Source organism: Rossellomorea vietnamensis (genome assembly GCF_001305855.1).
GTDB classification, from domain to species: domain Bacteria; phylum Bacillota; class Bacilli; order Bacillales; family Bacillaceae_B; genus Rossellomorea; species Rossellomorea vietnamensis_A.
Window position 1 is genome coordinate 46,294 of sequence record NZ_LIXZ01000015.1, and the last position, 22,935, is coordinate 69,228.

General features: G+C 47.7%; 26 protein-coding genes. 10 read left to right on the forward strand and 16 right to left on the reverse strand.

The genetic code is table 11. The annotated features are described in order from the left end of the window. Positions 1-107: 107 nt before the first annotated feature. Complete coding sequence (locus tag AM506_RS16410) at positions 108-1,136, reverse strand: phosphotransferase (protein WP_060673559.1); 1,029 nt, start codon at positions 1,134-1,136, stop codon at positions 108-110. A gap of 88 nt (positions 1,137-1,224) precedes the next feature. Further along, positions 1,225-1,632 (reverse strand): RidA family protein, encoded by a 408-nt coding sequence (locus tag AM506_RS16415; RefSeq protein ID WP_060673560.1) that lies wholly within the window; start codon positions 1,630-1,632, stop codon positions 1,225-1,227. A 637-nt stretch (positions 1,633-2,269) separates the two neighbouring features. On the opposite strand from AM506_RS16415, the gene AM506_RS22820 reads away from it, so the two are divergent. The 3 genes from AM506_RS22820 to AM506_RS16420 are packed head-to-tail and all read left to right on the forward strand — an operon-like array spanning position 2,270 to position 2,971. Further along, positions 2,270-2,437, forward strand: coding sequence for a hypothetical protein (locus AM506_RS22820; RefSeq protein ID WP_160316889.1), 168 nt, complete (start codon positions 2,270-2,272; stop codon positions 2,435-2,437). Beyond that, positions 2,437-2,709, forward strand: a complete 273-nt coding sequence (locus AM506_RS22565; protein WP_160316890.1) for a hypothetical protein — start codon at positions 2,437-2,439, stop codon at positions 2,707-2,709. The genes AM506_RS22820 and AM506_RS22565 overlap by 1 nt, the downstream gene beginning before the upstream one ends. Continuing rightward, on the forward strand, positions 2,663-2,971 hold the full coding sequence (locus AM506_RS16420; protein ID WP_060673561.1) for a PIN domain-containing protein: 309 nt from the start codon (positions 2,663-2,665) through the stop codon (positions 2,969-2,971). Before AM506_RS22565 ends, AM506_RS16420 begins: the two co-directional genes overlap by 47 nt. Positions 2,972-3,007: 36 nt before the next feature. Here AM506_RS16420 and AM506_RS16425 read toward each other — a convergent pair whose 3' ends face one another. The 4 genes from AM506_RS16425 to AM506_RS16440 all read right to left on the reverse strand — a co-directional run bounded on the left by AM506_RS16425 (position 3,008) and on the right by AM506_RS16440 (position 7,757). Further along, positions 3,008-3,715 carry a DNA alkylation repair protein gene (locus AM506_RS16425; RefSeq protein ID WP_060673562.1) on the reverse strand — a complete coding sequence of 236 codons (708 nt, stop codon included), beginning with the start codon at positions 3,713-3,715 and terminating at the stop codon, positions 3,008-3,010. Between the two features lie 84 nt (positions 3,716-3,799). Beyond that, complete coding sequence (locus tag AM506_RS16430) at positions 3,800-4,900, reverse strand: GerAB/ArcD/ProY family transporter (RefSeq protein WP_060673563.1); 1,101 nt, start codon at positions 4,898-4,900, stop codon at positions 3,800-3,802. A gap of 21 nt (positions 4,901-4,921) precedes the next feature. Further along, entirely contained in the window at positions 4,922-6,145 is a 1,224-nt protein-coding gene (locus tag AM506_RS16435) for a Ger(x)C family spore germination protein (protein ID WP_060673564.1), read from the reverse strand. Continuing rightward, on the reverse strand, positions 6,135-7,757 hold the full coding sequence (locus AM506_RS16440) for a spore germination protein (protein WP_060673565.1): 1,623 nt from the start codon (positions 7,755-7,757) through the stop codon (positions 6,135-6,137). The genes AM506_RS16435 and AM506_RS16440 overlap by 11 nt, the downstream gene beginning before the upstream one ends. 84 nt (positions 7,758-7,841) lie before the next feature. Here AM506_RS16440 and AM506_RS16445 point away from each other — a divergent pair, with 84 nt between their 5' ends. Continuing rightward, positions 7,842-8,114, forward strand: a complete 273-nt coding sequence (locus AM506_RS16445; protein WP_440480357.1) for a hypothetical protein — start codon at positions 7,842-7,844, stop codon at positions 8,112-8,114. Positions 8,115-8,168: 54 nt separating this feature from the next. Here the strand turns inward: AM506_RS16445 and AM506_RS16450 are convergent, their stop codons facing one another. Continuing rightward, complete coding sequence (locus AM506_RS16450; RefSeq protein ID WP_060673566.1) at positions 8,169-8,612, reverse strand: Gmad2 immunoglobulin-like domain-containing protein; 444 nt, start codon at positions 8,610-8,612, stop codon at positions 8,169-8,171. A gap of 292 nt (positions 8,613-8,904) precedes the next feature. Here AM506_RS16450 and katG point away from each other — a divergent pair, with 292 nt between their 5' ends. The 3 genes from katG (at position 8,905) to AM506_RS16465 (ending at position 12,575) form a co-directional block, all read left to right on the forward strand. Further along, the gene (katG, locus tag AM506_RS16455; RefSeq protein WP_060673567.1) at positions 8,905-11,124 is read left to right on the forward strand and encodes a catalase/peroxidase HPI; all 2,220 of its coding nucleotides are present in this window, start codon (positions 8,905-8,907) and stop codon (positions 11,122-11,124) included. A gap of 135 nt (positions 11,125-11,259) precedes the next feature. Continuing rightward, the gene (locus AM506_RS16460; protein WP_060673568.1) at positions 11,260-11,802 is read left to right on the forward strand and encodes a helix-turn-helix domain-containing protein; all 543 of its coding nucleotides are present in this window, start codon (positions 11,260-11,262) and stop codon (positions 11,800-11,802) included. Beyond that, entirely contained in the window at positions 11,799-12,575 is a 777-nt protein-coding gene (locus AM506_RS16465; protein ID WP_060673569.1) for a phosphatidylserine decarboxylase, read from the forward strand. Before AM506_RS16460 ends, AM506_RS16465 begins: the two co-directional genes overlap by 4 nt. Before the next feature lie 349 nt (positions 12,576-12,924). Here AM506_RS16465 and AM506_RS16470 read toward each other — a convergent pair whose 3' ends face one another. The 6 genes from AM506_RS16470 to AM506_RS16495 form a co-directional block, all read right to left on the reverse strand. Next, the gene (locus AM506_RS16470; RefSeq protein WP_060673570.1) at positions 12,925-13,401 is read right to left on the reverse strand and encodes a DMT family transporter; all 477 of its coding nucleotides are present in this window, start codon (positions 13,399-13,401) and stop codon (positions 12,925-12,927) included. Between the two features lie 12 nt (positions 13,402-13,413). Beyond that, a complete protein-coding gene (locus AM506_RS16475; protein ID WP_060673571.1) occupies positions 13,414-14,109 on the reverse strand; it encodes a Crp/Fnr family transcriptional regulator in 696 nt (231 codons plus the stop codon). Positions 14,110-14,124: 15 nt separating this feature from the next. After that, positions 14,125-14,553: a DMT family transporter gene (locus tag AM506_RS16480; protein ID WP_060673572.1), complete on the reverse strand. Its 429-nt coding sequence runs from the start codon at positions 14,551-14,553 to the stop codon at positions 14,125-14,127. 271 nt (positions 14,554-14,824) lie between these two features. Then, positions 14,825-15,367: a DUF3231 family protein gene (locus AM506_RS16485; RefSeq protein ID WP_060673573.1), complete on the reverse strand. Its 543-nt coding sequence runs from the start codon at positions 15,365-15,367 to the stop codon at positions 14,825-14,827. 198 nt (positions 15,368-15,565) lie between these two features. Further along, positions 15,566-16,186, reverse strand: coding sequence for a TetR/AcrR family transcriptional regulator (locus AM506_RS16490; protein WP_060673574.1), 621 nt, complete (start codon positions 16,184-16,186; stop codon positions 15,566-15,568). Then, positions 16,140-17,405 carry an MFS transporter gene (locus tag AM506_RS16495; RefSeq protein WP_060673575.1) on the reverse strand — a complete coding sequence of 422 codons (1,266 nt, stop codon included), beginning with the start codon at positions 17,403-17,405 and terminating at the stop codon, positions 16,140-16,142. The genes AM506_RS16490 and AM506_RS16495 overlap by 47 nt, the downstream gene beginning before the upstream one ends. 142 nt (positions 17,406-17,547) lie before the next feature. Between AM506_RS16495 and AM506_RS16500 the strand changes: the two genes are divergently transcribed. The 3 genes from AM506_RS16500 to ahpF all read left to right on the forward strand — a co-directional run bounded on the left by AM506_RS16500 (position 17,548) and on the right by ahpF (position 20,431). Then, positions 17,548-18,012 (forward strand): UPF0158 family protein, encoded by a 465-nt coding sequence (locus AM506_RS16500; protein WP_060673576.1) that lies wholly within the window; start codon positions 17,548-17,550, stop codon positions 18,010-18,012. Between the two features lie 315 nt (positions 18,013-18,327). Beyond that, entirely contained in the window at positions 18,328-18,891 is a 564-nt protein-coding gene (gene ahpC / locus AM506_RS16505) for an alkyl hydroperoxide reductase subunit C (RefSeq protein ID WP_034761584.1), read from the forward strand. Between the two features lie 13 nt (positions 18,892-18,904). Further along, positions 18,905-20,431 (forward strand): alkyl hydroperoxide reductase subunit F, encoded by a 1,527-nt coding sequence (ahpF, locus tag AM506_RS16510; RefSeq protein WP_060673577.1) that lies wholly within the window; start codon positions 18,905-18,907, stop codon positions 20,429-20,431. Between the two features lie 93 nt (positions 20,432-20,524). Here the strand turns inward: ahpF and AM506_RS16515 are convergent, their stop codons facing one another. The 3 genes from AM506_RS16515 to AM506_RS16525 all read right to left on the reverse strand — a co-directional run bounded on the left by AM506_RS16515 (position 20,525) and on the right by AM506_RS16525 (position 22,758). Then, positions 20,525-21,382, reverse strand: coding sequence for a protein phosphatase 2C domain-containing protein (locus tag AM506_RS16515; protein WP_060673578.1), 858 nt, complete (start codon positions 21,380-21,382; stop codon positions 20,525-20,527). A 102-nt stretch (positions 21,383-21,484) separates the two neighbouring features. Beyond that, positions 21,485-22,165 carry a diphthine--ammonia ligase gene (locus tag AM506_RS16520; protein ID WP_060673579.1) on the reverse strand — a complete coding sequence of 227 codons (681 nt, stop codon included), beginning with the start codon at positions 22,163-22,165 and terminating at the stop codon, positions 21,485-21,487. 197 nt (positions 22,166-22,362) lie between these two features. Next, positions 22,363-22,758 (reverse strand): nuclear transport factor 2 family protein, encoded by a 396-nt coding sequence (locus AM506_RS16525; protein WP_060673580.1) that lies wholly within the window; start codon positions 22,756-22,758, stop codon positions 22,363-22,365. Between the last annotated feature and the right edge of the window lie 177 nt (positions 22,759-22,935).

A 22,935-nucleotide genomic window follows, 5' to 3' on the forward strand; every position in this document is an offset into this window, starting at 1 on the left:
GTGCTTCCTTTTTTACCAAAGGGACAGGTTTCTTGGCTCATTTAGAGCCGGGAGACCTGTCTCTCTTTTAATCTCTGCAAACATTCGTTTAGATGATACCCGCCACCTTACCTTCTCCCATCCATCTCCTCATACGTCCTCCCCGCAACCTCCACCTCATACCCCACTTCAAACTGCCCCTTCAGCAACCGCAAACCATTCTCCCGGTCTTCAACATTCCCTTCTTCATCCAATAACTGCATGCCATATGAAGCGATATCCGCCACAACCCGCTCATTCCGGTAATAAGCGAGAAGGACCGGATCCACTTCCACTTCTCCATAACCCTTGTAGAAAAGATCAATATGCTCTGGAAGTTCATCCTTGAAGCACAATCCCAAGCCCACACCCGGGAACATCAAATCCCTTTCAACAGGGGCCATAACTGGATCGTCCCAATCGACGATGAAAAGTTTTGAATCCTCATCGATCATCACATTCCCGGGATGGATATCCCCGTGGCACAGTACAAACCCACTTTTATCACGATCCTGCAGCCCTTGTCCAAGCTCCTCGGTCCGCTCCACCAGTGTCAGGATGTCCCTACGCTTTCTTTTCCAAAAATCGATGAGCTTCTGTGCCACTCCGTCACGGGACAGGTCTGAATCCATCTCCCGGTCGAGTTCCCTGACTTTCCCACACCAAGGACCGGAGAAATCTTCTTGACTCAACTGGTGTTGAAGTTCACGAGGTATCCCTGCAGAATGAATGGATTTCAGGATCTGCCCAAAACGAATCGACTGTTGCTCGCTTAACGGCGATTCGAAACCCGTTCGTCCGTCTACGAATGGCGAGAGTATACAGTGGTATCCTTCATGATGCACCGCCAGCTCATGACTAGATGTCTGGATCGGCGGTATGACCGCGTCGATCCCTTGAGTGGAGAGGAAATGAATGATTCTGATTCCCGTGTCATCAAAGGAACCGTGGACCATTTTCAGAAAATAGACTTCTCCACTCCATCCTGCTACACGATAGACTGCCGCTTTCGGATCATGTCCGATGGGCAGAAACGTTACTTCTTTCGCATCTATATTAAAATATTCTTTTAATGCACCGATGATTTTTTCCTGGTTGAACTCAGGTCGTGTTAACATACATCCGTTTCCCCTTTCAAATGCAACAGAGGGACAGGTACCGTGGCACGGAGTCTCAAAATGAGCCGCGGGACCTGTCCCTCTGGTTTTATACGGTCCTTATTGCAGCAACCGCCTCGATTTCCACCAATTGATGTGTGTATCCGAGCACCGTCACTCCAGATAATGTACTGGGAACGTCGTGATCCCCAAACTCTTTTCTTATCGCCTCCCAAGCCGTCACTAAATCGGACTGATCATGAGACGCTACAAGGACACGGGTGTAGACGACGTCCTTCAAGGAGGCACCGCTCTCTTTCAGAACTTCCTTCATATTCTCCACACACAGCTTGGCTTGGAGTTCGTAATCCTGTGGATGAGGTACTTCCCCTTCTTCATTCAGAGGACAGGCTCCGGCTAAAAAAAGGAGGTCCATGTCTGAAGGTACTAGTGATGCGTAGGCATAATCAACATGGGCTAAGTGCGTTGATCGGATAAAAGATATTTTATTGGTCATGTTGGTTCCTCCCATTCATGTCGGACCTGTTCCACCTTTCCCTTCTCCGCAGTTCCATGTGGAAAGGGGAAAATCCCATTGGTTTCTTACTAGTAGAGTTCTACATGGGAGGATGAATTCCTTGTTTTGTACTTAAGTCAGCATGGGGCAGCTCTTGAAGCATCCCCTCCTCACACCGCCCCTATCTCAGTCAGAATCTGAATGAAATGTGTATTGGGGCCTCTCGCCTGCAGTAGTCCTGAAGACAGAAAAAAAGTGAGCTAGAGATCAAATATGACGAAAAAAAAGACATGAACCACTGTGTCAGTGATCCATGTCCAAGGCGTCAATAAGCATGGGGACTGTTCTCGTGCTCCCTTTTATACCAGAGGGACTGGTCCCTTGGTTCAATTAGAGCCCGGGTGACTTTCCCTTTGGCTTTTCGTTGTATCAATCCTTACCATTTATACCCTCTCTCATGTAGAAAGTGATGGATTTTCTTCTATAAACACTTAAAAATAACCCCACAACAATAAAAGTCTACACAATAGGAAATAGTTGTAAATAAAACAAGTTTTTAATAGAATAGACTTATATTACGTACATACCTTTTATTATAAGTGGTTTTGGGTAATCCTTGTGATAAGGGGGTGTAACGATGAATAAGGAGGATGATCAGATTATGGCACCGCAAGCTCCAGTGCTTGATTCAGAAAAGGAACTTCCATTCGAAGAACAATTAAAACTCTTATCAAAGTCCATCGGAACCATCGATATTGGTGAAAATTCAGATCAAATCTGCCGGGAAGTCAGAGGAAAAGAATGATGATAACTATTCAATACCTTGAGAACTATTGCATCCCTGGAAAAGATTATTCTGAGGATGCTTTTTTCTTGGATACCAACTATCTCATCGCCTTTATTAACTCTTCCCACCCCCACCATCACTCCACCGTTATACATACCATGTTTTTAATCCAACAGAAGGCGCGACTTTATATTAATGAAACTGTACTATCTGAAGCAATTGATGTTTTAGCAAGAGGTTTTTATGCAGAAGATAAATATCAAGAAATCCATTCCTCTCCAATCAAATGACGCGTTCATCGCTGCGTCTGCGTCAAACCAATCTGCAAGTCTACTAACCTTTGATAAAGATTTTATGAAAACAACAATCATCGACTCTATTCAGGGACCCGTATTAAACGTCTACTCAGTGAAAATGAAAAATAACGATTTATTTGGATCGGAGTCTCAAAAACTGATAGAACACCTTGATGGCAGCCTAAAACACATCATCGAGAAAGTTGTTGGCGGGCCTGGGCAATTTGAAGAAAAGTTTGGTATCAGTAATGATTAAAAAAGGAAGTGAACCACTTCCCTTTTCATTAATATCCTAACACCTCACATACTTCCGCTTAAACCCGATCCGTCCCTTCTCCACCTGCTTAAGAATATCATCGGCAGACTTCAGGACACTGTTCTTCTTCCCTTCCCGCACCATCTCGACCGGCCCGATTTCCTTTGCCGTCTGTAGAGCGGTTTCATGAAGGGGAACATAGGAAACGCCGACTGTCGTGACGAAATTACTCATCGCCGATTTCGTCCGTTCAGGTGCATCGTGGATCGTATCTTTCACTTTCCGGAGCATTCCCCTAAGCTTCTCTTCGGAAAACTCTTCGTCCTTACGGTTCCCGAGGAGCCAGCAATAGCAGCTCCAGCCCGCTGACATTTTCAATTCTTCCCCGCTCTCGATCCACTTATCGGCGACATCTTGCGCGATATCGGCTTCTGCCAAGGTGACCGACACCACGTTATCGGACAGCATGTAGAAATACGCCCCTTCGATCCAGCGGTCAAAGTCCGCTTCGGTCATCGCTTTCGGGTCTGCGATGACGCCGGCAAAGTACATGGCATCATAATTTCCGGTAGCGTATAACTCCTCCGCCAGGGCCTGATCTTTCTTGATTTCCTTCGCCATCGGCTTCATGGCACCCGTCGCGACGCCAAATACCGGCTCACGGGCACCATTCGATACGTACATTTTCTTCATTCGTTCTTTACCGAGTGCTTCAAGTTCCTTCATGACAGTTTCCAGATCCATTCTATCCACTTCCTTTATTTTATCCATCTGTTATGTTTTCTCTTTAAATCCTGCTGTCCCTCTTATTTTCACATAAAAGAACCCCTATCCCCTTGTCTTTTTCCTATTTTTCAAAAAGGCAACCAGAAGGAGGAAAATCGGGATGACCACAAGGAGAGGGATATGTAAGACATACATGGCCACCTTCAGTCCTTCATGGATATGTTCCTGGAAGTTGCTCGCAATCGAGATCGACATAAATAGTACGATCAGGCCCAGGGGATAGGTCAGGCGTGAAGGCGATTGAACCTTGAATAAGCTGGCCGATCCGATAACAGCAGCATAAAATAACACGCTGATCTTCACAAAGATACCGATCACTAAAGCAAGCATAAAAAATACATCCAGACGCTCCAAAAAATTGGCTACTTGGATGGTCTGAACCGTACTAAGAAGGGGGAATTGCGAACGTGCCGTCAGCCCCACACCAAGCACACTGATATTAATGACCATCGTAAGGATCAAATTGATTCCACTTAACCCAGCGGCACAAAACATGGTCAGCTTTGCTTTCTTCGGGTTATTCAAATACGGCAAAATCATCGTGATGACAATCGCTTCTGCAAACGGAAAATATAGGGTTTGAGTCACCACCACTTTCAGGACGGGTACGATTCCTTCTTCCAGGACCGGCTGCAGGTTCGTAAAATCGATGAGACCGGAGACGACAATCAAGATAAATCCAACGACCGAAAGGAGAAACATGAGCATGAAGAGCAGTTCACCTGATCGGGCGATGACCTCGATTCCTTTTCGCACGGAATAAATGATGATGAGCATTAACAGGGCATTGGCGATGAATAAGGGCGTTTCCGGGTAGGCGAAGGTTAACAGCATCTCACCAAAATCACGCAGAACCCTTGAAGCATCATACATAAAGTAAAAAAGATAAAGGAAAGCAAGAACGTTTCCAGCTACTTTCCCCACAATCTTCTGCATGTACTCGGTCGGCAGAAGATCAGGATAATACCAATAAAGTTTATGATATACGAGTAACAGAACGAAGCTGAACACCATTCCAATAAGAATGGCGATCCAGGCGTCTTGTTTCGCATCTATTGCAAGAGGGACTAGTAATGCACTCCCGAGTTCAAACAGAACCATTAAGACAAAGAGCTGAATGGCACTTATTTTGGCCTTCTCCACTTTACGGGTCCCTCCTTTTCCTCACTCTTCTTCTAAACTTGAAAGAAACGATTTATTTCGCAGGCCGGCACGACGGATGTACGCTTCCACCGTAATATCCACCTTCAATTCCGGAAAATACACTTCGTTCCACATCGATTTCAGTTTCGTCCAATCCTCTGGTCTTGAACGCCGGACGGCTTCGTCAAAACCAAAGATATCGGCTTTATTCGTTTGAGCCTGTTCAATCGCTTTTTTGATTTCCTTCTTGATCTCTTTCTCCACCTTTTTTTCCATCTGTGCAATCACCTTAACCTCTGTGATATCGACAGGTACCTCCATTTCCCCTATGCTCCCCTCCACCTTTGTATGAATGGACACATGGGGTTGCCCGTTCTTCACTTGCCCGGACACGCTTGTTTTCTGACGGGTCGTTTGATAGGCGATGGCTTCTTTCTTCCCTTTCCAATCAATGTTGATGTCTGTACCTTGGATTTCATCCCTGATCCATACGGTTCCCCTGGCCTCCTTGCCATACGCCCAATCCACCAGTTTGCCTCCTCTTAAGATGGCAATTCCACTGGCTTCAAGGGTGGATACAGGCTCACTTTCCTGGATATTCTCCAGCTGGCTGGCATGTTTGGAATTTCCGACAAGACGAAATCCCGATACCACGGTTGCTCCATCAGATGATTGCAGCCCCCTCATCACATCCTGGATTGACGTCTTCAGGCTCTGCCCCCATTTCTTTTGTGAGAATTCCAATGTTTTCAACACTTTATTCGCTGGAATCTTATCAACCGGGGTTAACGTTTTGATCAGAGCTTCTGCCGTTGACTGATTCGCAATCACCATGGTGGTCGTGATCCGGAATTCAGGATCCCTGTCAATGGCATCGATCAATATCGCGACCCCTTCTTCCCTTGCCAGACTTTCCCCGACGACCACCAGATTGGCATGAGCATAATACAATCGTCTGGAAATCTTGCTTGAAGCACGCCTGCTTGCTTCTACTAAATTATTACCGGTAGCAGAATAAATCGTAACCGGAGGGCTCTGAGTACCCCCGCCACCCCCGCGCATTCCGCCAGCCACGTTTCCGGGATTGATGATTTGAAGGGTCAGGGCATACTTTCCCTCTTCCGTTTTATCGATCCCTATGGCTGCCACGATGGCAAGATCGGTTAACTCTTTCTTGCTCCAACAACCGGAAAGCAAGACGGTTATAGACACTGTGATGAAGAGAAAAGCCACTTTACGATTCACGGTTGTCACCCTCTTTCCCATCCCTATTGACCATCGTGCGTGATGCAGGAGGCTTTGGCCCTTGTTTCGGCCCTTCCCGCATCGTATTGGCGCTAATTAAGCGTGGTCTTTGTCTTAGGGTCCACCACGGTAATCGGATAAACGTATCTTTATTATTGACGGGTATAAAGGGAGCAAACGGCGCCATATAAGGCACACCAAAGGAACGTAAGCCGCATAAATGAACGACCATCATCAGGAAGATCAAAATAATGCCGTAGAAACCGAATGTTGCGGCCCCGATCATAAACAAAAAACGGATGAGACGGGCGGAAATGGCCATATCAAACGAAGGGGTCGCAAAGCTTGCGATCGCCGTAATCGACACGATAATGACCATCGCCGGAGATACAATGCTCGCTTGAACGGCCGCCTGTCCAATGACAAGGGCACCGACAATCGATACAGCTGAACCAATTGCTTTCGGCAGTCGAATCCCTGCTTCCCGTAAAATTTCAAACGTGATTTCCATCAGCAGGGCTTCCACGAATGCAGGAAAGGGAACGGATTCCCTCTGAGCGGCAATCGCCACAATGAGCGTCGTCGGTACCATTTCCTGATGGAAGGTCGTGACCGCCACAAACGTCGCGGGGGCAATCAGCGAAATCGTAAACATCAAAATGCGCAACAGGCGAATCGATGTCGCAATATCGAAACGAGCGTAATAATCTTCAGCCGACTGGAAAAATTGGATAAACACTGCAGGTGCAATCAGGACAAAAGGAGTCCCATCGACAAAAATGGCGATCCGTCCCTCAAACAGATTCCCTGCCACTACATCAGGTCGTTCCGTGTTGAATATGGTTGGAAATGGCGTCATGGTCTGATCTTCAATCAGCTGTTCAATATACCCTGATTCCAAAATGCTATCAATGTCAATCTTGTTTACTCGCTGACGAATTTCTTCCACCACTGAATCATTGGCAATACCATGTATGTACATAAGCGTCACATCTGTCTTGGTCACGCGGCCTACCTTCAAACTCTCCATCCATAAATCAGGAGTCTTGATAATGCGTCTGATCATAGACGTATTGGTCCCAATCGACTCTGTAAATGCCCCTTTCGGACCACGCACTACCATTTGCGTAGTTGATTCTGATATGGAGCGTGTTTCTCCCCCTTTCGTGCAGGCACTCAATGCTTTAGCAATGCCATCCACCATGACAAGGGTATCTCCTGACATGAGGGATGAAAACAGTTTATCCCAGGTAGTGATGGAGGACACGTTCCCGACCGTCATCATGTCTTCAGAAATCAGTTCCAACGCATCGTTCTGATTCAATTTCTCTTTATGATCATCCTTCATCATGGATTGCAGGAGGAACTCTTGAATCGATTGATTGTCTACTATTCCTTCCACATAGACAATCGCCGTTTTCAGCTCGGAATCCTTTCCCATTTTCAATTGACGGACGACGACGTCTGAACTGTTCCCTGTTTTCTGTTTAATGGTAGCCAGGTTGTCTGATAAAGAATCTTGTAGTTGTTCTTCAGAGGTATCAGAAGCTTGATTTTCAGGATCCGGTTGTTGGTTCTTTTTTGGTTTTCGACCTTTAAAGAACGAAGGCATAGATTCAGGCACCTTTCTCTTATTTTTTATTACTTTAACCAAATGAGGGGGATTTATGTAATTTTTAACAAAGAGGAGTATTGCATGAAGCAACAACGAAAGGAAAACCCTAGTAGGAGGAGCGTGATCCTCATGAAAATCATCGGTATTACCTTTTTAATGATGGGATGTTTAATGGCTTTTTCTTTAGGTCTCGATATTCTCCAGGGCTTCGGTATTTCAGACGCCTGGCATAATGCCGTCAGTCCCTTTCGCGTGATGGAAGTTGCCGAATTATTTGTTCTCTTTTTTCTTCTCTTCCTCTTTTTAGGTGAATCTGCCTACTATGTGATCAAGAAGAGAAAAGCAAACAAATAAAAAAAGATGAGCTTCTACCCACTCATCCCGTCTTCATAACCGGTTTCCCCTTCCCTACGGTTTTGAAATAGGAATTTCCAGCACATTCGTCTTGGAGCCATCTTTCGCTGAGTAAAAAAATAATTCCAGTTTGATGTCATTTGTCGTCACGATTTCTTTTTTAAAGGATAGGGTAAATTCCCCCCAGGCAGGTGCCCCCGCTGTTTGGTAGTTGTTTTCTTCCAACACTTTTCCCCCATCATAGAGAACGTATTGAAAGACCCCTTCAAACACTTGTGCCTTCCCCGTTACCATGACCTCCCCTTCAGATTGAGTCACTACCACCTCTTTAAAGGATTCATTTTGATACACGGTTGGTGTATTTTTGTCTTCTTTGTTTGAATCACTATCCTCCCTTTGTTCTGTCACTGGTGGTTTCTCTTTTCCTTCCTGTTGTGGAGTACAAGCAGCCAGGCCCACAGCTGTGAAAACCGTTAAACGAAAGACCCGTTTCTTCATCATCTCATCCCCTTTTTTATGGAATGTCTATTCACTACTATTCCGTTCTGGCATACAATATTCTCTTCCTTTAAAGCTCCCTCCTTCCTACTCTTCGCTCCTCCTATCTCTTTAATCCTCTAAAAAAAACATGTTTTGTTCACACTCTGTTAAAATTCACCATTCGTAGACGCTTCACGCTTTCAATACCCATTCTAATCTTTTATAATGATAATTAAGAATTATTATAATTATCACACTATTTATGTGGTAGTTGCTTTATCAATCTTTTAGAACAGGAAGGTGAATCATAATGGAAAACCAAAATCGCCCTGACCAAAAGGATCACTCAGCAGCTTCAGGCCAGTGCCCTGTCCCCCATCACAAGGATAGTGCCATCACGACGACGACAGCTCCTGGAGGAACGACGAACAAAGAATGGTGGCCGAACATGCTGAACCTCAGTATCCTTCGCCAGCATGACCGGAAGTCCAATCCTATGGGGGAAGACTTCAATTATAAAGAAGAATTCGCAAAGCTTGACTATGATGCCCTGAAGCAGGATCTCCACAATCTCATGACAGACAGCCAGGATTGGTGGCCCGCCGACTACGGTCACTACGGTCCCTTCTTCATCCGTATGTCTTGGCACGCAGCAGGTACATACCGCGAAACGGACGGTCGCGGAGGCGGTTCATCAGGTTCTCAGCGCTTTGCTCCACTCAACAGCTGGCCGGATAACGTCAACCTCGATAAAGCCCGACGCCTGTTATGGCCGATCAAGCAAAAATACGGCAACAAAATTTCCTGGGCAGACCTTCTCGTCCTGACAGGGAACGTCGCCCTTGAATCCATGGGCTTGAAGACCTTCGGATTCGGTGCCGGTCGCGAAGACATCTGGCATCCTGAAGAAGACGTGTATTGGGGAAATGAGAAAGAATGGCTGGCCGACAACCGTTACTCCGGTGACCGTGAGCTTGAGAATCCACTCGCTGCCGTCCAGATGGGCCTCATCTATGTGAACCCGGAAGGACCGAACGGAGAACCGGATCCACTGGGGAGCGCCCGTGACATCCGCGACACATTCGGACGCATGGGAATGAACGATTATGAAACCGTCGCCCTGATCGCAGGCGGTCACACATTCGGGAAGGCCCATGGAGCCGGTGACGCCGAGCTTGTCGGTGACGACCCGGAAGCGGCCGACATTGAAAACCAAGGACTCGGCTGGATCAGCTCATACGGAAGCGGAAAAGGCCGTGACACGATTTCAAGTGGTGTCGATGGTGCCTGGACGACGAACCCGACAAAATGGGACAACGGCTACTTCGACCTTCTATTCGGCTACGAGTGGGAGAAAACGAAGAGTGCAGCCGGCGCTTCCCAATGGACGCCTGTCGGCATGACCGAAGAACATATGGCACCTGATGCCGAAGATCCATCCATCAAAGTGAAGACCATGATGACGACGGCGGATATGGCGCTCCGCATGGATCCTGATTACGAAAAGATTTCCCGTCATTTTCATGAAAATCCCGAAGAATTCGCCGACGCCTTCTCCCGTGCCTGGTTCAAGCTTCTTCACCGTGACATGGGGCCGAAAGCACGCTACTGGGGTCCAGAGGTTCCGGACGAAGAATTGATCTGGCAGGATCCGGTTCCGGCAGTGGACTACGATCTTTCCGACAGTGAAGTGGCTTCGTTGAAAGAAAAAATCCTGGATACAGGCTTAACGGTGAGCGAGCTCGTGAAAACCGCATGGGCATCCGCCAGCACCTACCGCGGTTCCGACATGCGCGGAGGCGCGAACGGTGCCCGCATCCGTCTGGCTCCTCAGAAAGACTGGGAAGTAAACGAACCGGCTCAGCTTGAGAAAGTCCTTGGTGTCTACGAGGATCTTCAAAGCAAGCTTGATAAAAAAGTCAGCCTTGCCGATTTGATTGTTCTTGGCGGGAACGCGGGGGTCGAAAAAGCAGCACGTGAAGCAGGCTTCGATGTGACCGTACCATTCTCACCTGGACGCGGCGATGCCACGGCTGACCAGACCGATGCCGAGAACTTTGGCGTATTGGAGCCTGTATCAGACGGATTCCGCAACTATCAGAAGCAGGAATACGCCGTCAGCCCGGAAGAAATGCTCGTGGACAAATCACAGCTGCTCGGACTGACCGCTCCTGAAATGACCGTCCTGATCGGCGGCATGCGTTCTCTAGGTGCCAACCACGAAGGAACGGATCATGGCGTATTCACCGACCGCGTCGGTACCCTGAACACCGCCTTCTTCGTCAACCTGTTGGATATGGGCATCGAATGGAAACCGGCCGGCTTCAATCAGTATGAAGGCCGCGACCGGAAGACCGGTGAAGTCGTGAGAACCGCTACGCGCTTTGACCTTGTGTTCGGTTCGAATTCTGTTCTGCGTGCACTGGCTGAAGTCTATGCGCAGGATGATAATAAGGAGAAATTCGTCCTTGACTTTGTTGGCGCGTGGGCGAAGGTGATGGATGCAGACCGGTTTGATTTGAGATCATGAGTAGTGGGCCTCTTCCTTGTTTGGAAGGGGCTTTTTTTGCACAGACCCCCTTCATCTCTCCCACAATTTCATTGACAAATCCCCACCTCTCCATTATTATCAATATCGATAACAATCACAAAAGGATGTAATCGAATGACCCAAATAGATACCGACCTATTTCTCCATCCGGTCCGGATGCGGATCATACAACACCTTTCAAAGGGAACAGCGACGGTACATGAGCTGAAAGAATGGATGGCAGATGTCCCGCAGGCCACCCTTTACCGTCACTTAAATCGTTTGACGAAAAACCAAATCATTCATATCGTCGATGAACGGAAAATCCGCGGTGCCGTCGAGAAAACGTATGCCATGCAGGAAGACAGTCCCTATATGACCGTTGAAGAATTGGAGCAGCTGTCAGGCGAAGAACATCTTAAACTGTTCATGACCTTCCTTTCTTCCGTGACGGGACAAGCCAGGACCTATCTTCTGAACGACCCGGATTTTGCCCGGGATTCATTTGGATATAACCAGCTGGACCTTTACCTGACACCCGATGAAATAAAGGAGTTAACTCAAGGTATGAACGAGCTCCTGAGTAAATTCCAACCCAACAGACCGACGGATGAAAACGAAAAGATTTCCCTCATCCAAATGCTCATACCAGACAATAAAGGACGTGACAACACATGATCAGAACGAAATTTTACCGAAAAGTGTTCGAACTGAACGGCCATCCCATCATCGCAAAAGGATTACGATCATTCGCCCAATCAAAAGTGAGCAAACCGTTCATCGGCTCATTTGCCAAACTCTATAAACTGAACATGGAGGAAGCCACCCGCGGACTCCGTGACTACGGCACCCTTCATGACATTTTCACACGGGAACTAAAAGCCGATGCGCGACCTGTCTCAGATTCTCCCGATGCCTTCGTCAGCCCGTGCGACGCATATTTATCCGTCGTCGACGACTTGACCCCGGAGAGTACGTTCATGGTCAAAGGACAGGACTATACGGTGGAAGAACTGCTAGGATCGAGAGAGAAAGCAGCACCCTACTCAGGCGGTAAGGTTCTCATCTTCTACTTAAGCCCGACCGATTATCACCGGGTCCACGTCCCGATCGATGCGACGGTCGAGGATGTCTACACACTCGGTAGGCACGCAGATCCCGTCAACGAACTCGGACTCACGCACGGTCTCCGTCCCCTCACGCGAAATTACCGACTCGTCTCACGTTTCGATGTGGCAGGTTCCCCTCTAGCCCACGTCATGGTCGGTGCACTGAATGTGAATTCGATTGTGAGGACGAATATGAATGACGTCGTTCACCGTGGAGATCCTTATGGGTACTTCTCATTTGGATCGACGGTGGTGGTTTGTGTTCCGAAAGGCAAGTTCAGCTTCACGAGGGAAAAAGGACCGGTGAAGATGGGTGAAGAAATCGGGAAGTGGCATTCATAATGGAAAAGTCGCCTGCTCCCCATAAGGTGGGGAGCACTTTTATGTGGGGAGATCAGGTTAAGCATCAGAGGTGATCAATAAACGGAGATATTCCGCTTAATTAATTCTGTGAAATTAAAAGGGCTGAAATAGGAGAAAAAATTCCACCTATTTAGTTAAAAAATACAAATATAAGGTTTTTTTCAAGTGGTAAGCGGAAATTCTCCGCTTATTCACCCCCAATACAGCTTCCATCCTAAATGTAAGCGGAAATTCTCCGCTTATTTACTTTGACTGGCTCTTCTACAACCGTCATTAAAAAACGCCTGTCCCTTGTGGGGAACAGGCGCTTTTCCTATGTGACCGGGCATCACGCCCCGATACTCTCCCGTACTTCTTCCTCTTCTACTCCCGACCGCTTCTCCAACTTATAAACAAGCACTCCACCGATCAACAACCCAATCCCAAGCAGCTTCTCCCAGGACAATGAAGACGGTTCAAATCCGAACCAGCCTCCTGTGTTGACGATGAACGCGATTGTGATCTGCGAAATAAGCGCGATGGAGATTGCATACGCCGGACCGATCAGCGTGACTCCCCTCATCAGGAAGAACACGATGCCGACGCCGAACACTCCGCTAAAAAGAAACACGGGATTGACGCCGCTGAAGTCAAAAAGGCTCTTATCTTCCATTGTATAAAAGACCGGCAGTGAACAGACGAGACCGAGGCCGAGAACAAGGCTCGTCGTGGCCCATGGACCGGTTTTTTCACTGACCCGGGCGTTGAATACATTTTGCAAACTGATCAGGATTCCAGCCACGATGGCTAATCCGATTCCGAACATGTGAGATCCTCCTTATTCATAAATGTTTCCTTTCGCAAGGATGCTGAGTTTTTCCAGATCCTTGATGGTGATGGATCCGTTGACCCGGTCAATGAGGTCATCCGTCGCCATCTTCTTCAGTACACGGTTCAGATGGCGGTAGCTCGTGCCGATCCATTCGGCGAGTTCCATGAGGTTCGACGTATGCATTTCCTGATGGAACATGGTCCCTTCCCCCGCTTCCGAAATGGACAGCAAATAGCTCGCCAGGCGCACTTCAACAGGGTACAGCATGTGCATGCTCGTGATATGGGATTCGGTGTAGAACTTGTGAGCCACGGTATCAAACAGGAAGCGCATGATTGCCGGATTCTCCTTCTCGAGCCTTGAGAGATCCTCGAAACAGACCGACAAGAACACCCCGTCCGTGACGGCTTCCACCGAATTGAGCACTGCTGTGCCCTTCGAATATTCCACATCCCCGATCAAGGCCAGGGGCCGCTTGAACCGGTTGATCAGGAGCTTCCCTTCCGGCGTATGGGTGAAGATCTTGATTTTCCCTTCCATTAGGAAATATAGTTCGCCCAGCTCTTCCCCCGTTGAAAAAAGGACATCCCCTTTTTCAAAGAAGTAGGTTTTGATATGTTTTCTGAAATCGGCCGGAAATAAATCATCCAGCTCGAATCTATTGATATAACGGTCTGGCTTTGCACCTTTTATTTCTTTCATCATCCCACTCCTTTTCTACAGTTGAAACAGAATGACTCCTGCAAGCATCATCGTTAGTAGTCCGACCACCTGCCGCGTTGTGACCGGGATTTTCTTTTCCCCGAACCATCCTTTCGATTCTATGAGGAAGGCTGTCCCGATCTGTGCCACGAGCAGAATCGCAATTGCCGCTGCCGGTCCGATGCTGTGGATCGCCGTCAATTCCGAGAACACGACGATCACCCCGAACGTGCCTCCGATCAGGTACAGAAACGGGACCCCCCTGAAGGTTTTCCCTTTTCCATCCCTCGTTTTCATATAGATGGTCATCGAAATCGCAAACGCCACCAGGTGGACCATCGACGTTGTATGCCACCCGCCGATCGCGTCACTCATCCGTGCATTGAAGATCCCCTGCATCGTAATGCAAAGACCCCCGAAGAGGGCAAAAATAGCACCTTTCATCGTTCATCCTCCTATTCTTCGTTCTATTAAATAGGAGGTTGTGATTTTATGAAAGGACATATGTCCTAAGGTTGTGCTGATGGGGCTTGGGTATGCGTTTTCATGTGTCATTCCTGGCGTTGGGATCATTTATCAGGATTTTATCAACGAAACCATTTTATCGGAGAATCTATTCTGAAAAAGAAAAAAGAAGAGAAACAGAATCCAGACCTGTTTCTCTTCTCTTTTTCGGGCGGAATGTAGAATCGTTTGTCATACACAAAAAGAAGCTTCACGGTGAACCCGGAGGATTATACAAAGGCGGAATCCGGAGCCAGCCCCTCGATATCATCAAGTTCTTTAACGGTGCAGCGAATTTCATCAGGTTGATCTGAATGGAAAAGAACATCAGTCCCACATCGGTCCGGACGGTCTTTGACATCGCCTGAGCGCAAAAGGTGATGGACATTGCCACTTTGGCTGAGATGAGGTTGGCAATCTCGTCATCCGTCAGCTTAACCCCTTCAGGAACGGCGCTTTGCTCGGACAGGGGTTTTTTAGGATTGACCAAGGGCAGAGGCACCCCTTCCCTTAAAAGGAACTTCTCTATATTCTTCGTATCATGCATGCTTCCTTGCAATGCGTTCTCAAGCACATGTTTCAAATCCTTGTCCGTCGTGGTGTTCAGTCCTACTTGATAAAGAGCGTGGGCTTCGTGAAATGCCGTGAATGCCGTCCAAAGATCCATCACTTCCCCGACATGGAGAGGCGGTTTCGGCGCTTCATCTACAAAATTCTTTATGATAGCGGAAATCGCTTCGAATGCATTGGTCATCATGTAACCTCCTGATGCTTGTTGCCATTATTATTTGCTATACATTCGGATTGGATACATGTTTAATTGGCAAAAAAAAACAGACCGAAGACCGGCCTGCTTGAAGGATGGGGCGAATTTCGCTTACTAAGGGGTTTAGGTGTGCCTTCTCAACGGAAAAAGAAGCGCTTATCAGCGATCTTCACACGCATATAGCATCTACTCATCCACACCCAATCCCCACTTCACATATCCCATCAACCACTCCGTCTGCTCCTTCAACTGAATCGTCTCAGAGTCCAGAATCGCGTGATCCATCGCCATCCCGTCGATATGGGAGATGATCCCCTTGGCAATGACTTCGGGTTCAAACCGGGGGGAGAACTCCCCTGCCTTGATTCCTTCTTCGATGATGTTTACGGTCATTTGATAGGCCTGGGAGAAGCGTTTTCTTGCATGCTCCTGCTTGGTTTCATCGTGGCGTCCTGTGATGAAGTATTCTAACTTGGAAGGTGCCAAAGCATCCATATTATTGGTCGCCTCCTTGCTTTCCCCTAAAAAACTCATAAGTAGGACATCCCAATAGCTACCCTGCTGGTTCAGCATCGCCTGGATGCTTCCTTCAATGACTTCAACCTGTTCCGATTCAATCAACGCTTCAAAGAGATCCTCTTTATTTTCAAAATACTGATACAATCCGCCCCGGCTCACACCGGCCCTTTCCATAACGTGCTTCATGGTCGTGTTTTCATAGCCGTGCTCGATAAATACGTCCCGGGCGGCTTTCAATAAGTTAGAGCGGCGTTGCTCCTTGTGCTCCTGACTGACTTTCGGTGACATCTGGCTCCTCCTCTACTTTATTTCTTACTGCAATGGATACGATGAATAATAGGATCAATAATGAACCGGTGATGATGAAGGACGGGATGATCCCGATCACGGTTGCAAGGGCGCCACCTGCGAGCGGTCCGATGATCGTGGCCGTTGTGGTGGTGCTGTTGACGACGCCGAATACCCTTCCCGTCATATGAACCGGCGTCTTTTCCTGGGTCGCTGCCTGGAACGGGATGAAGACGAAGCCGGCAGAGGCGCCTGCGATCAAGCCTAGAACGGGAACCCATAACATGGACAGACTCAGATCATAGTGTGTCAGGACCCCCATCAACCCAAATCCCATCCCGATGCCGAGTACTCCCATACACATATAGACGAATGCGTTATAATCGGTCTTTTTCGAAAGATAAATGCCTGTGATCAGCATGCCGACACCCGCACTTGCCACCAAATAACCCAGGAGGTTCGGCGACACATCCGTCAACTGACGAAGCAGGATGATGAATTGAGAATCCGATAGTTGGAGAATCAGTAAGCTGACCCCCAGTAAAAACAAACCGTATAATAAGAAACGGCTTTTCTTAATGAATGAGAATCCGACTTTGATCTCCTCTTTAAAGGAAGGTCCGTCCCTCTTCTCGACTTCGACTTTCACTTCTTTCACGGCTTTTGGCAAAAGGAAGATGAAGATCGCCGACAGGAAGAAGGTGGCGGAGTCCAGATAGAAGACGTTGTACGTTCCGATCAGTGAAACGAGGATCCCGCTCACGAGGGGCCCGATGACCTTCGTGCCTGAATCGATGGTGGATGAAAAGGACATGGCTCCCTTGATGTTCTCATCTGCCACAAGTTCTTTCAACTTTCCATTCTTCGCCGGAATGAACACTGAGGAGAAAATCCCCGTCAGGAACAAACAGCCGTACACCATCCACACATTCGTCGCCAGGGTCAAAAGTAGAATCAGCACACCCCTCACCACATCGGAAAACACCATCAGCGTCTTCCGTTCCATCCGGTCGGCAATCGTTCCCGTAATCGGTCCGAATAAAGCCATCGGCAGAGCGAGACTCAAGATGATCAACGACATCTGCATCGGTGTTGCTTCCCATTTTAACCCAACCAGCGTAATGATCGCCACAATACTCAACCAATCCCCAAGCCCCGAAATCGCCTGCGCCGTCATCAACGTGATGAACGGTTTGTTTTTCCGTAAAGAAGATCCCATTTCCCATCGCCCCTTTTATAAAAATGACATTAGTGTCGTTTTCTTACTTTCAGTATATCGACACGAGTGTCATTTTGCAACCGACTTTTTAAATTTTTTTAAAATTAGGTATACTTATCTTATAAGAAAGGGAGGGCTGCTTATGTCTAAACCAGTAAAACTTGAAGTATTGATCGATGAAATGGAATCACAATTTGAGGGGTATTTCTATTATTCAAATCGGGATACGGGAGAAATCGTCATGGTTGGCGAGGAGATCTTCACCAAAGCGGAAGATGAAGATCCCATCGACGGGCTTGAAGACTGGGAACAGATCGAATATGCCCAGGCCACGGATATTCTGGAGCATCCCTCCCACTACCTTGAACTCCCAGACAAAGAGGAAATCAATGAATACCGTATGATGGAAAACTTCTGCTATTCCCTAAATGACGGCCCTACCAAAGAACGGCTGATCTCAGCCATTCAAGGACGGAGAGCGTTTAGAAGATTCAAAGACCAGGTGGATCAGTTAGGTTTGAGAAAAGAATGGTTTGCGTTCAGGAAGAACTGTTACAGGGAGGAAGCTTTGGATTGGTGTGAGTTACATGGGTTGGAGTATGAGTAATAGTGATAGTCCATGTTAGCTGAAAGGTCCGTCCCTCGGTTACTAAAACATACTGAGGGACGGACCTTTTTAATATTTTGTAGTGAATGTTGAGCTGATACCCACCCGCTTCCCCTTTTAGGTAAAACAACGCTGCACGAACAAGAAGTGAAATCAATGACACTCGTTTTTTCAACATACAATCCTCCCCCTCCTAAACCCCGATCTTATCCCTTGACAAAAATACGCATTTATATAATAATGAATATCGAATTAGAATTATTACAATCTGTTAATGATTCTCAATCACAACCACTACTAGGAGGAATTTACACTATGTCATTAATCGGTTCACAAGTCGTACCATTTAAAGCAGAAGCATTCAAAGACGGTGAGTTCATCACTGTTACAGACGAAAGCCTGAAAGGTCAATGGAGCATTTTCTGCTTCTACCCTGCGGACTTCACATTTGTATGCCCGACAGAGCTAGAAGACCTTCAGAATAACTATGAAACTCTTAAAGAGCTTGGCGTAGAAGTGTACTCAGTTTCTACGGACACTCACTTTACACATAAAGGCTGGCACGACAGCTCTGAAAAAATCGGTAAAATCAAATACGCAATGATCGGTGATCCGTCACAACGCATCACTCGCGGTTTTGACGTATTAAATGAAGAAGATGGTCTTGCTGACCGCGGAACATTCATCATCGATCCGGATGGCGTCATCCAAGCAGTTGAAATCAACGCTGGCGGTATCGGCCGTGATGCAGATATTCTAGTAAGCAAAATCAAGGCGGCACAATATGTGCGCAACAACCCAGGCGAAGTTTGCCCGGCTAAATGGCAGGAAGGTTCTGAAACACTTAAGCCAAGCCTTGATTTAGTTGGTAAATTATAAGGAGTGCTAAAACATGCTCGAAGCAGATATTAAAGCACAATTAGAACAATACCTGCAGATGATGGAAGGCGACATCGTCCTGAAAGTCAGTGCAGGCGACGATGACACGTCGAAGGAGATGCTCGCTCTTGTAGAGGAGCTCTCTTCCATGTCATCCCGCATCTCAGTGGAAAAAGCAGAACTGACAAGAACACCAAGCTTCAGCGTGAATCGTCCTGGTGAGGAGACCGGCATCACTTTTGCCGGGATTCCTCTTGGACATGAATTCACTTCCCTGGTCCTTGCCCTCCTGCAAGTAAGCGGCAGAGCGCCGAAAGTGGATCAAAGCGTCATCGATCAGATTAAGAGTGTCAAAGGCGAACACCACTTCGAAACGTATGTCAGCCTAAGCTGTCATAACTGTCCTGACGTGGTACAGGCACTGAACATCATGAGTGTCCTGAACCCTAACATCACCCATACGATGATCGACGGAGCTGCCTTCAAGGAAGAAGTGGAACGCAAGAACGTCATGGCCGTTCCTGCTGTCTACCTGAATGCTGAATTCTTCAACGGCGGCCGTACGACTCTGGAAGAAATTCTTTCAAAAATCGTCGAAGGTCCCGGTGCGGATGAGCTATCGGATAAAGATCCGTATGACGTCCTTGTTGTCGGTGGCGGACCAGCGGGAGCAAGTGCCGCGATTTACGCTGCACGTAAAGGGATCCGCACAGGAATCGTCGCTGAACGCTTCGGCGGTCAGGTTCTTGATACCATGAGCATCGAGAACTTCATCAGTGTGAAGCAGACGGAAGGTCCGAAACTTGTGGCGAGTCTTGAAGAGCATGTGAAGGACTATGGCATTGATGTCATGAATCTTCAGCGCGCAAGCCGTCTCGAGAAAAAAGACCTTGTCGAACTTGAGCTTGAAAACGGTGCGGTACTGAAGAGTAAGAGTCTGATCATCTCGACTGGTGCACGCTGGCGCAACATCAACGTTCCTGGTGAAGAGAAGTTCAAGAATAAAGGAGTGGCGTACTGCCCTCACTGTGACGGACCACTGTTCGAAGGGAAAGATGTCGCTGTCATCGGCGGAGGAAACTCCGGAATCGAAGCAGCCATAGACCTTGCTGGAATCGTCAAGCATGTCACGGTCCTTGAGTTCAATTCTGAACTGAAAGCCGACGACGTACTGCAGAAACGTCTTTTCAGCCTGCCGAACGTGACAGTGATCACGAACGCTCAAACGCAAGAAATCACGGGTACTGATAAGGTGAATGGAATCACTTATAAGGACCGTGAAACTCTTGAAGAGAAACACGTCAAGCTGCAAGGCGTATTCGTCCAAATCGGTCTCGTTCCAAACACAGACTGGCTCGGCGACCTTGTAGAACGTACGAAATTCGGTGAAATCATCGTGGACAAACACGGTGCCACCAACGTCCCTGGCGTATTCGCCGCAGGAGACTGCACAGACAACGCCTACAACCAAATCATCATCTCCATGGGATCAGGAGCCACCGCCTCACTCGGCGCGTTTGACTACCTGATTCGTAACTAAAGAGTTTAAGAGGTTCGTCCCTTTTTGAGGGACGGACCTCTTTTTGTCTTGAGGGGAGATTCTTTTGGACAGGTTTGGAGGTCCGTCCCTCCCTTAAGTCTCTCCCCCAAAGTCCATGACGATGCCGGCTTTGTCGTCGCTTTTTTTGAATCTTGGGTAGGTAATGCATTCGGGATCGGATTCTTCGAGATCGATCAGGTCGGCTGCATATTTCTTGATTCCTTTTTCCAGGATGCTGCACGCTGTGTATTCCCAATACGACTCCCCCTCTGGAATCGATTCCGCCGGGAGGAATAGGCCATCGGAGAGCAGAATCAGATGGGAGAGCCCGACCTTGTTGATTTTCCCGTATTCAAAATAGTTGACCGCTTCCTTCTCCCCGTTCAGCACACCATATCCCCCTTCCGCATTGCTCAGCTGCCTGTTCGCAATCAGCTGTTCCTTTACATGGGGCATGATTTCATCCTTCGTCCTGAAACCTCTCCGGATGCACTCCCTCCACATTTCAGTCGCCGTCTCTTCCAGATGTTCTACCTGCAGCCTCGTCAAGGGACGGACATCCCCGCTTTCATAGACGGCAAGGATCATACAATCCCCGGTCTGGATGAATTCGAGCCCGTTATCCTGCACGCGGACAGCTGCAAGGGCCGTCCCCCATAGTTGTTCCTTCTGATTACCGTCGATTTGATATTCTGTCATTTTCATATGTAAACGTTCATTGATCCTGGTCAATGCCTCATACAGTGATGGATCCCCTGATTTCATGGATTCCAACGCATCCTTCACTGTCTGGGAAGCGATGTAGCCTCCCGTCAGATATTCTTTTGAGGTGAAAGGGACCAGGGACGATACCCCGTCCGCGACACCGAATAGGGACTGTCCCTCATTGAAGATCAACGCATCTTCGTTTAGAGGTCCGTCCCCCTTGATGGTGATGTGGTGCAGTTTCATGTGAACACTTCCTTACTAGAAATATACTTTTTTGTGAAAAGGGGCTCTCAGGAGTCACTTATCAGCGAAATTTTCAATATATCAGTGATTCCCAGGTCCGACTCACTTCGGGACCAAATCCCGAAACAAAAAGCGGTCCTGACCCGTCACCACGTCCGGCGTCACTCTCTCCTCTCCGAGCTCATACCGGATCGGAAACTCAAAGTTCGGACCGTCAAACACAAATGTATGAAACTCTCCGTTCTCTCCACATATATCACAGTTTTCAGGATAGTCTCTTAGAAAATCCGCGTCGTATACTCTCCCTGCAAATGACCGATCCAGCTGTTCCATGTCGATACAGGTGAGCACCGTTTTGAATCCACGCTCGATAAATTCACGGCCCAGTTCTCCTACGTCCCGACCCCATAATGGAAAAATCGGCGAAATGCCTGTCCCTTCAAGCATCTTCTCCCGATATGCCCGCACATCCGCAAGATGGATATCCCCGAAGACCATCTGCGTGACCCCGTCGTCCAGCATCCCGGAAACGGCTTTCCCCATCCGATCCTGATACACTTCATTCGGGCAGTCCTGTGGAATCCAAACCTCACGCAGCGGAATTCCAAGAGACTTCGACTGCCGCTTCAACATCTCATACCGAACACCGTGGATCGATACCCGATCAAATCCTTCCGTCAGCGTCACGAGGAGCGAATCCACCTCGTATTCAGGATTCTGCTGTATGTTATATAATGCCAGAGTGGAATCCTTTCCACCGCTGAATGCTATGACTGTTTTCATGTTGGCCCCCCTGTTTTCCAATGAGTTTTCTCACTATTCATTATTCCAAACCTGGACGGGGAACTCAAACTTCTTGGGATGAAAAAAAGAGGCTATGAAGCCCCTTTCAGTTCGTGAGCAACCGTTCAACCATTGAGGGACGGACCTCAAATCTCCGCATCCCCCAACTTTCAGAGACCAATTTTGAGGTCCGTCCCTCAAGAACCTCCCGCAACCCCAGTCTCAATATAACTCCTCACTAATTTCCAACCTTCTTCTCTTTTCTTAAAGGTATTGAAGAACATGTTTCCTGTCTCCATTGGCTTTCCGTCCAAGACAATGGTGGCGTAGAGAATGGCCATCGTTTCATCCTCTTTCAGTGGAATGACTGACAGTTTGCGGATTTCCCATTCTGCCTGTTGCTCTTTCACGAAGGTGAATCCCTGCTTCCAGCCTTCTACCGACTCCTCATATCCGAATGCATCTATATCTCCAGCCCTAACCTCTCTCGCTTGATAGTCAGTGGAAATGAATGTCTCCAATTCTCTAAGTGATGAATTCTCCCATGCTAGTAAAAATGCTTCAAGAGCTGATCTAAATGGTTGATTGTCCATAGTAAACCTCCTAAACTCCATCTCTACCAATTATTTCAAATACTCAAGGCAAACTCAATCCCCCCATAAAAAAAGAAGCCCGACTCATTCAGTCAAGCTTTCCCTGCTCTTCGTAGTATTTTCCGATTCCCCTGCCCTGGGCTTTAGTATCGTTCTTCTCTATTTAATAAAATTCTT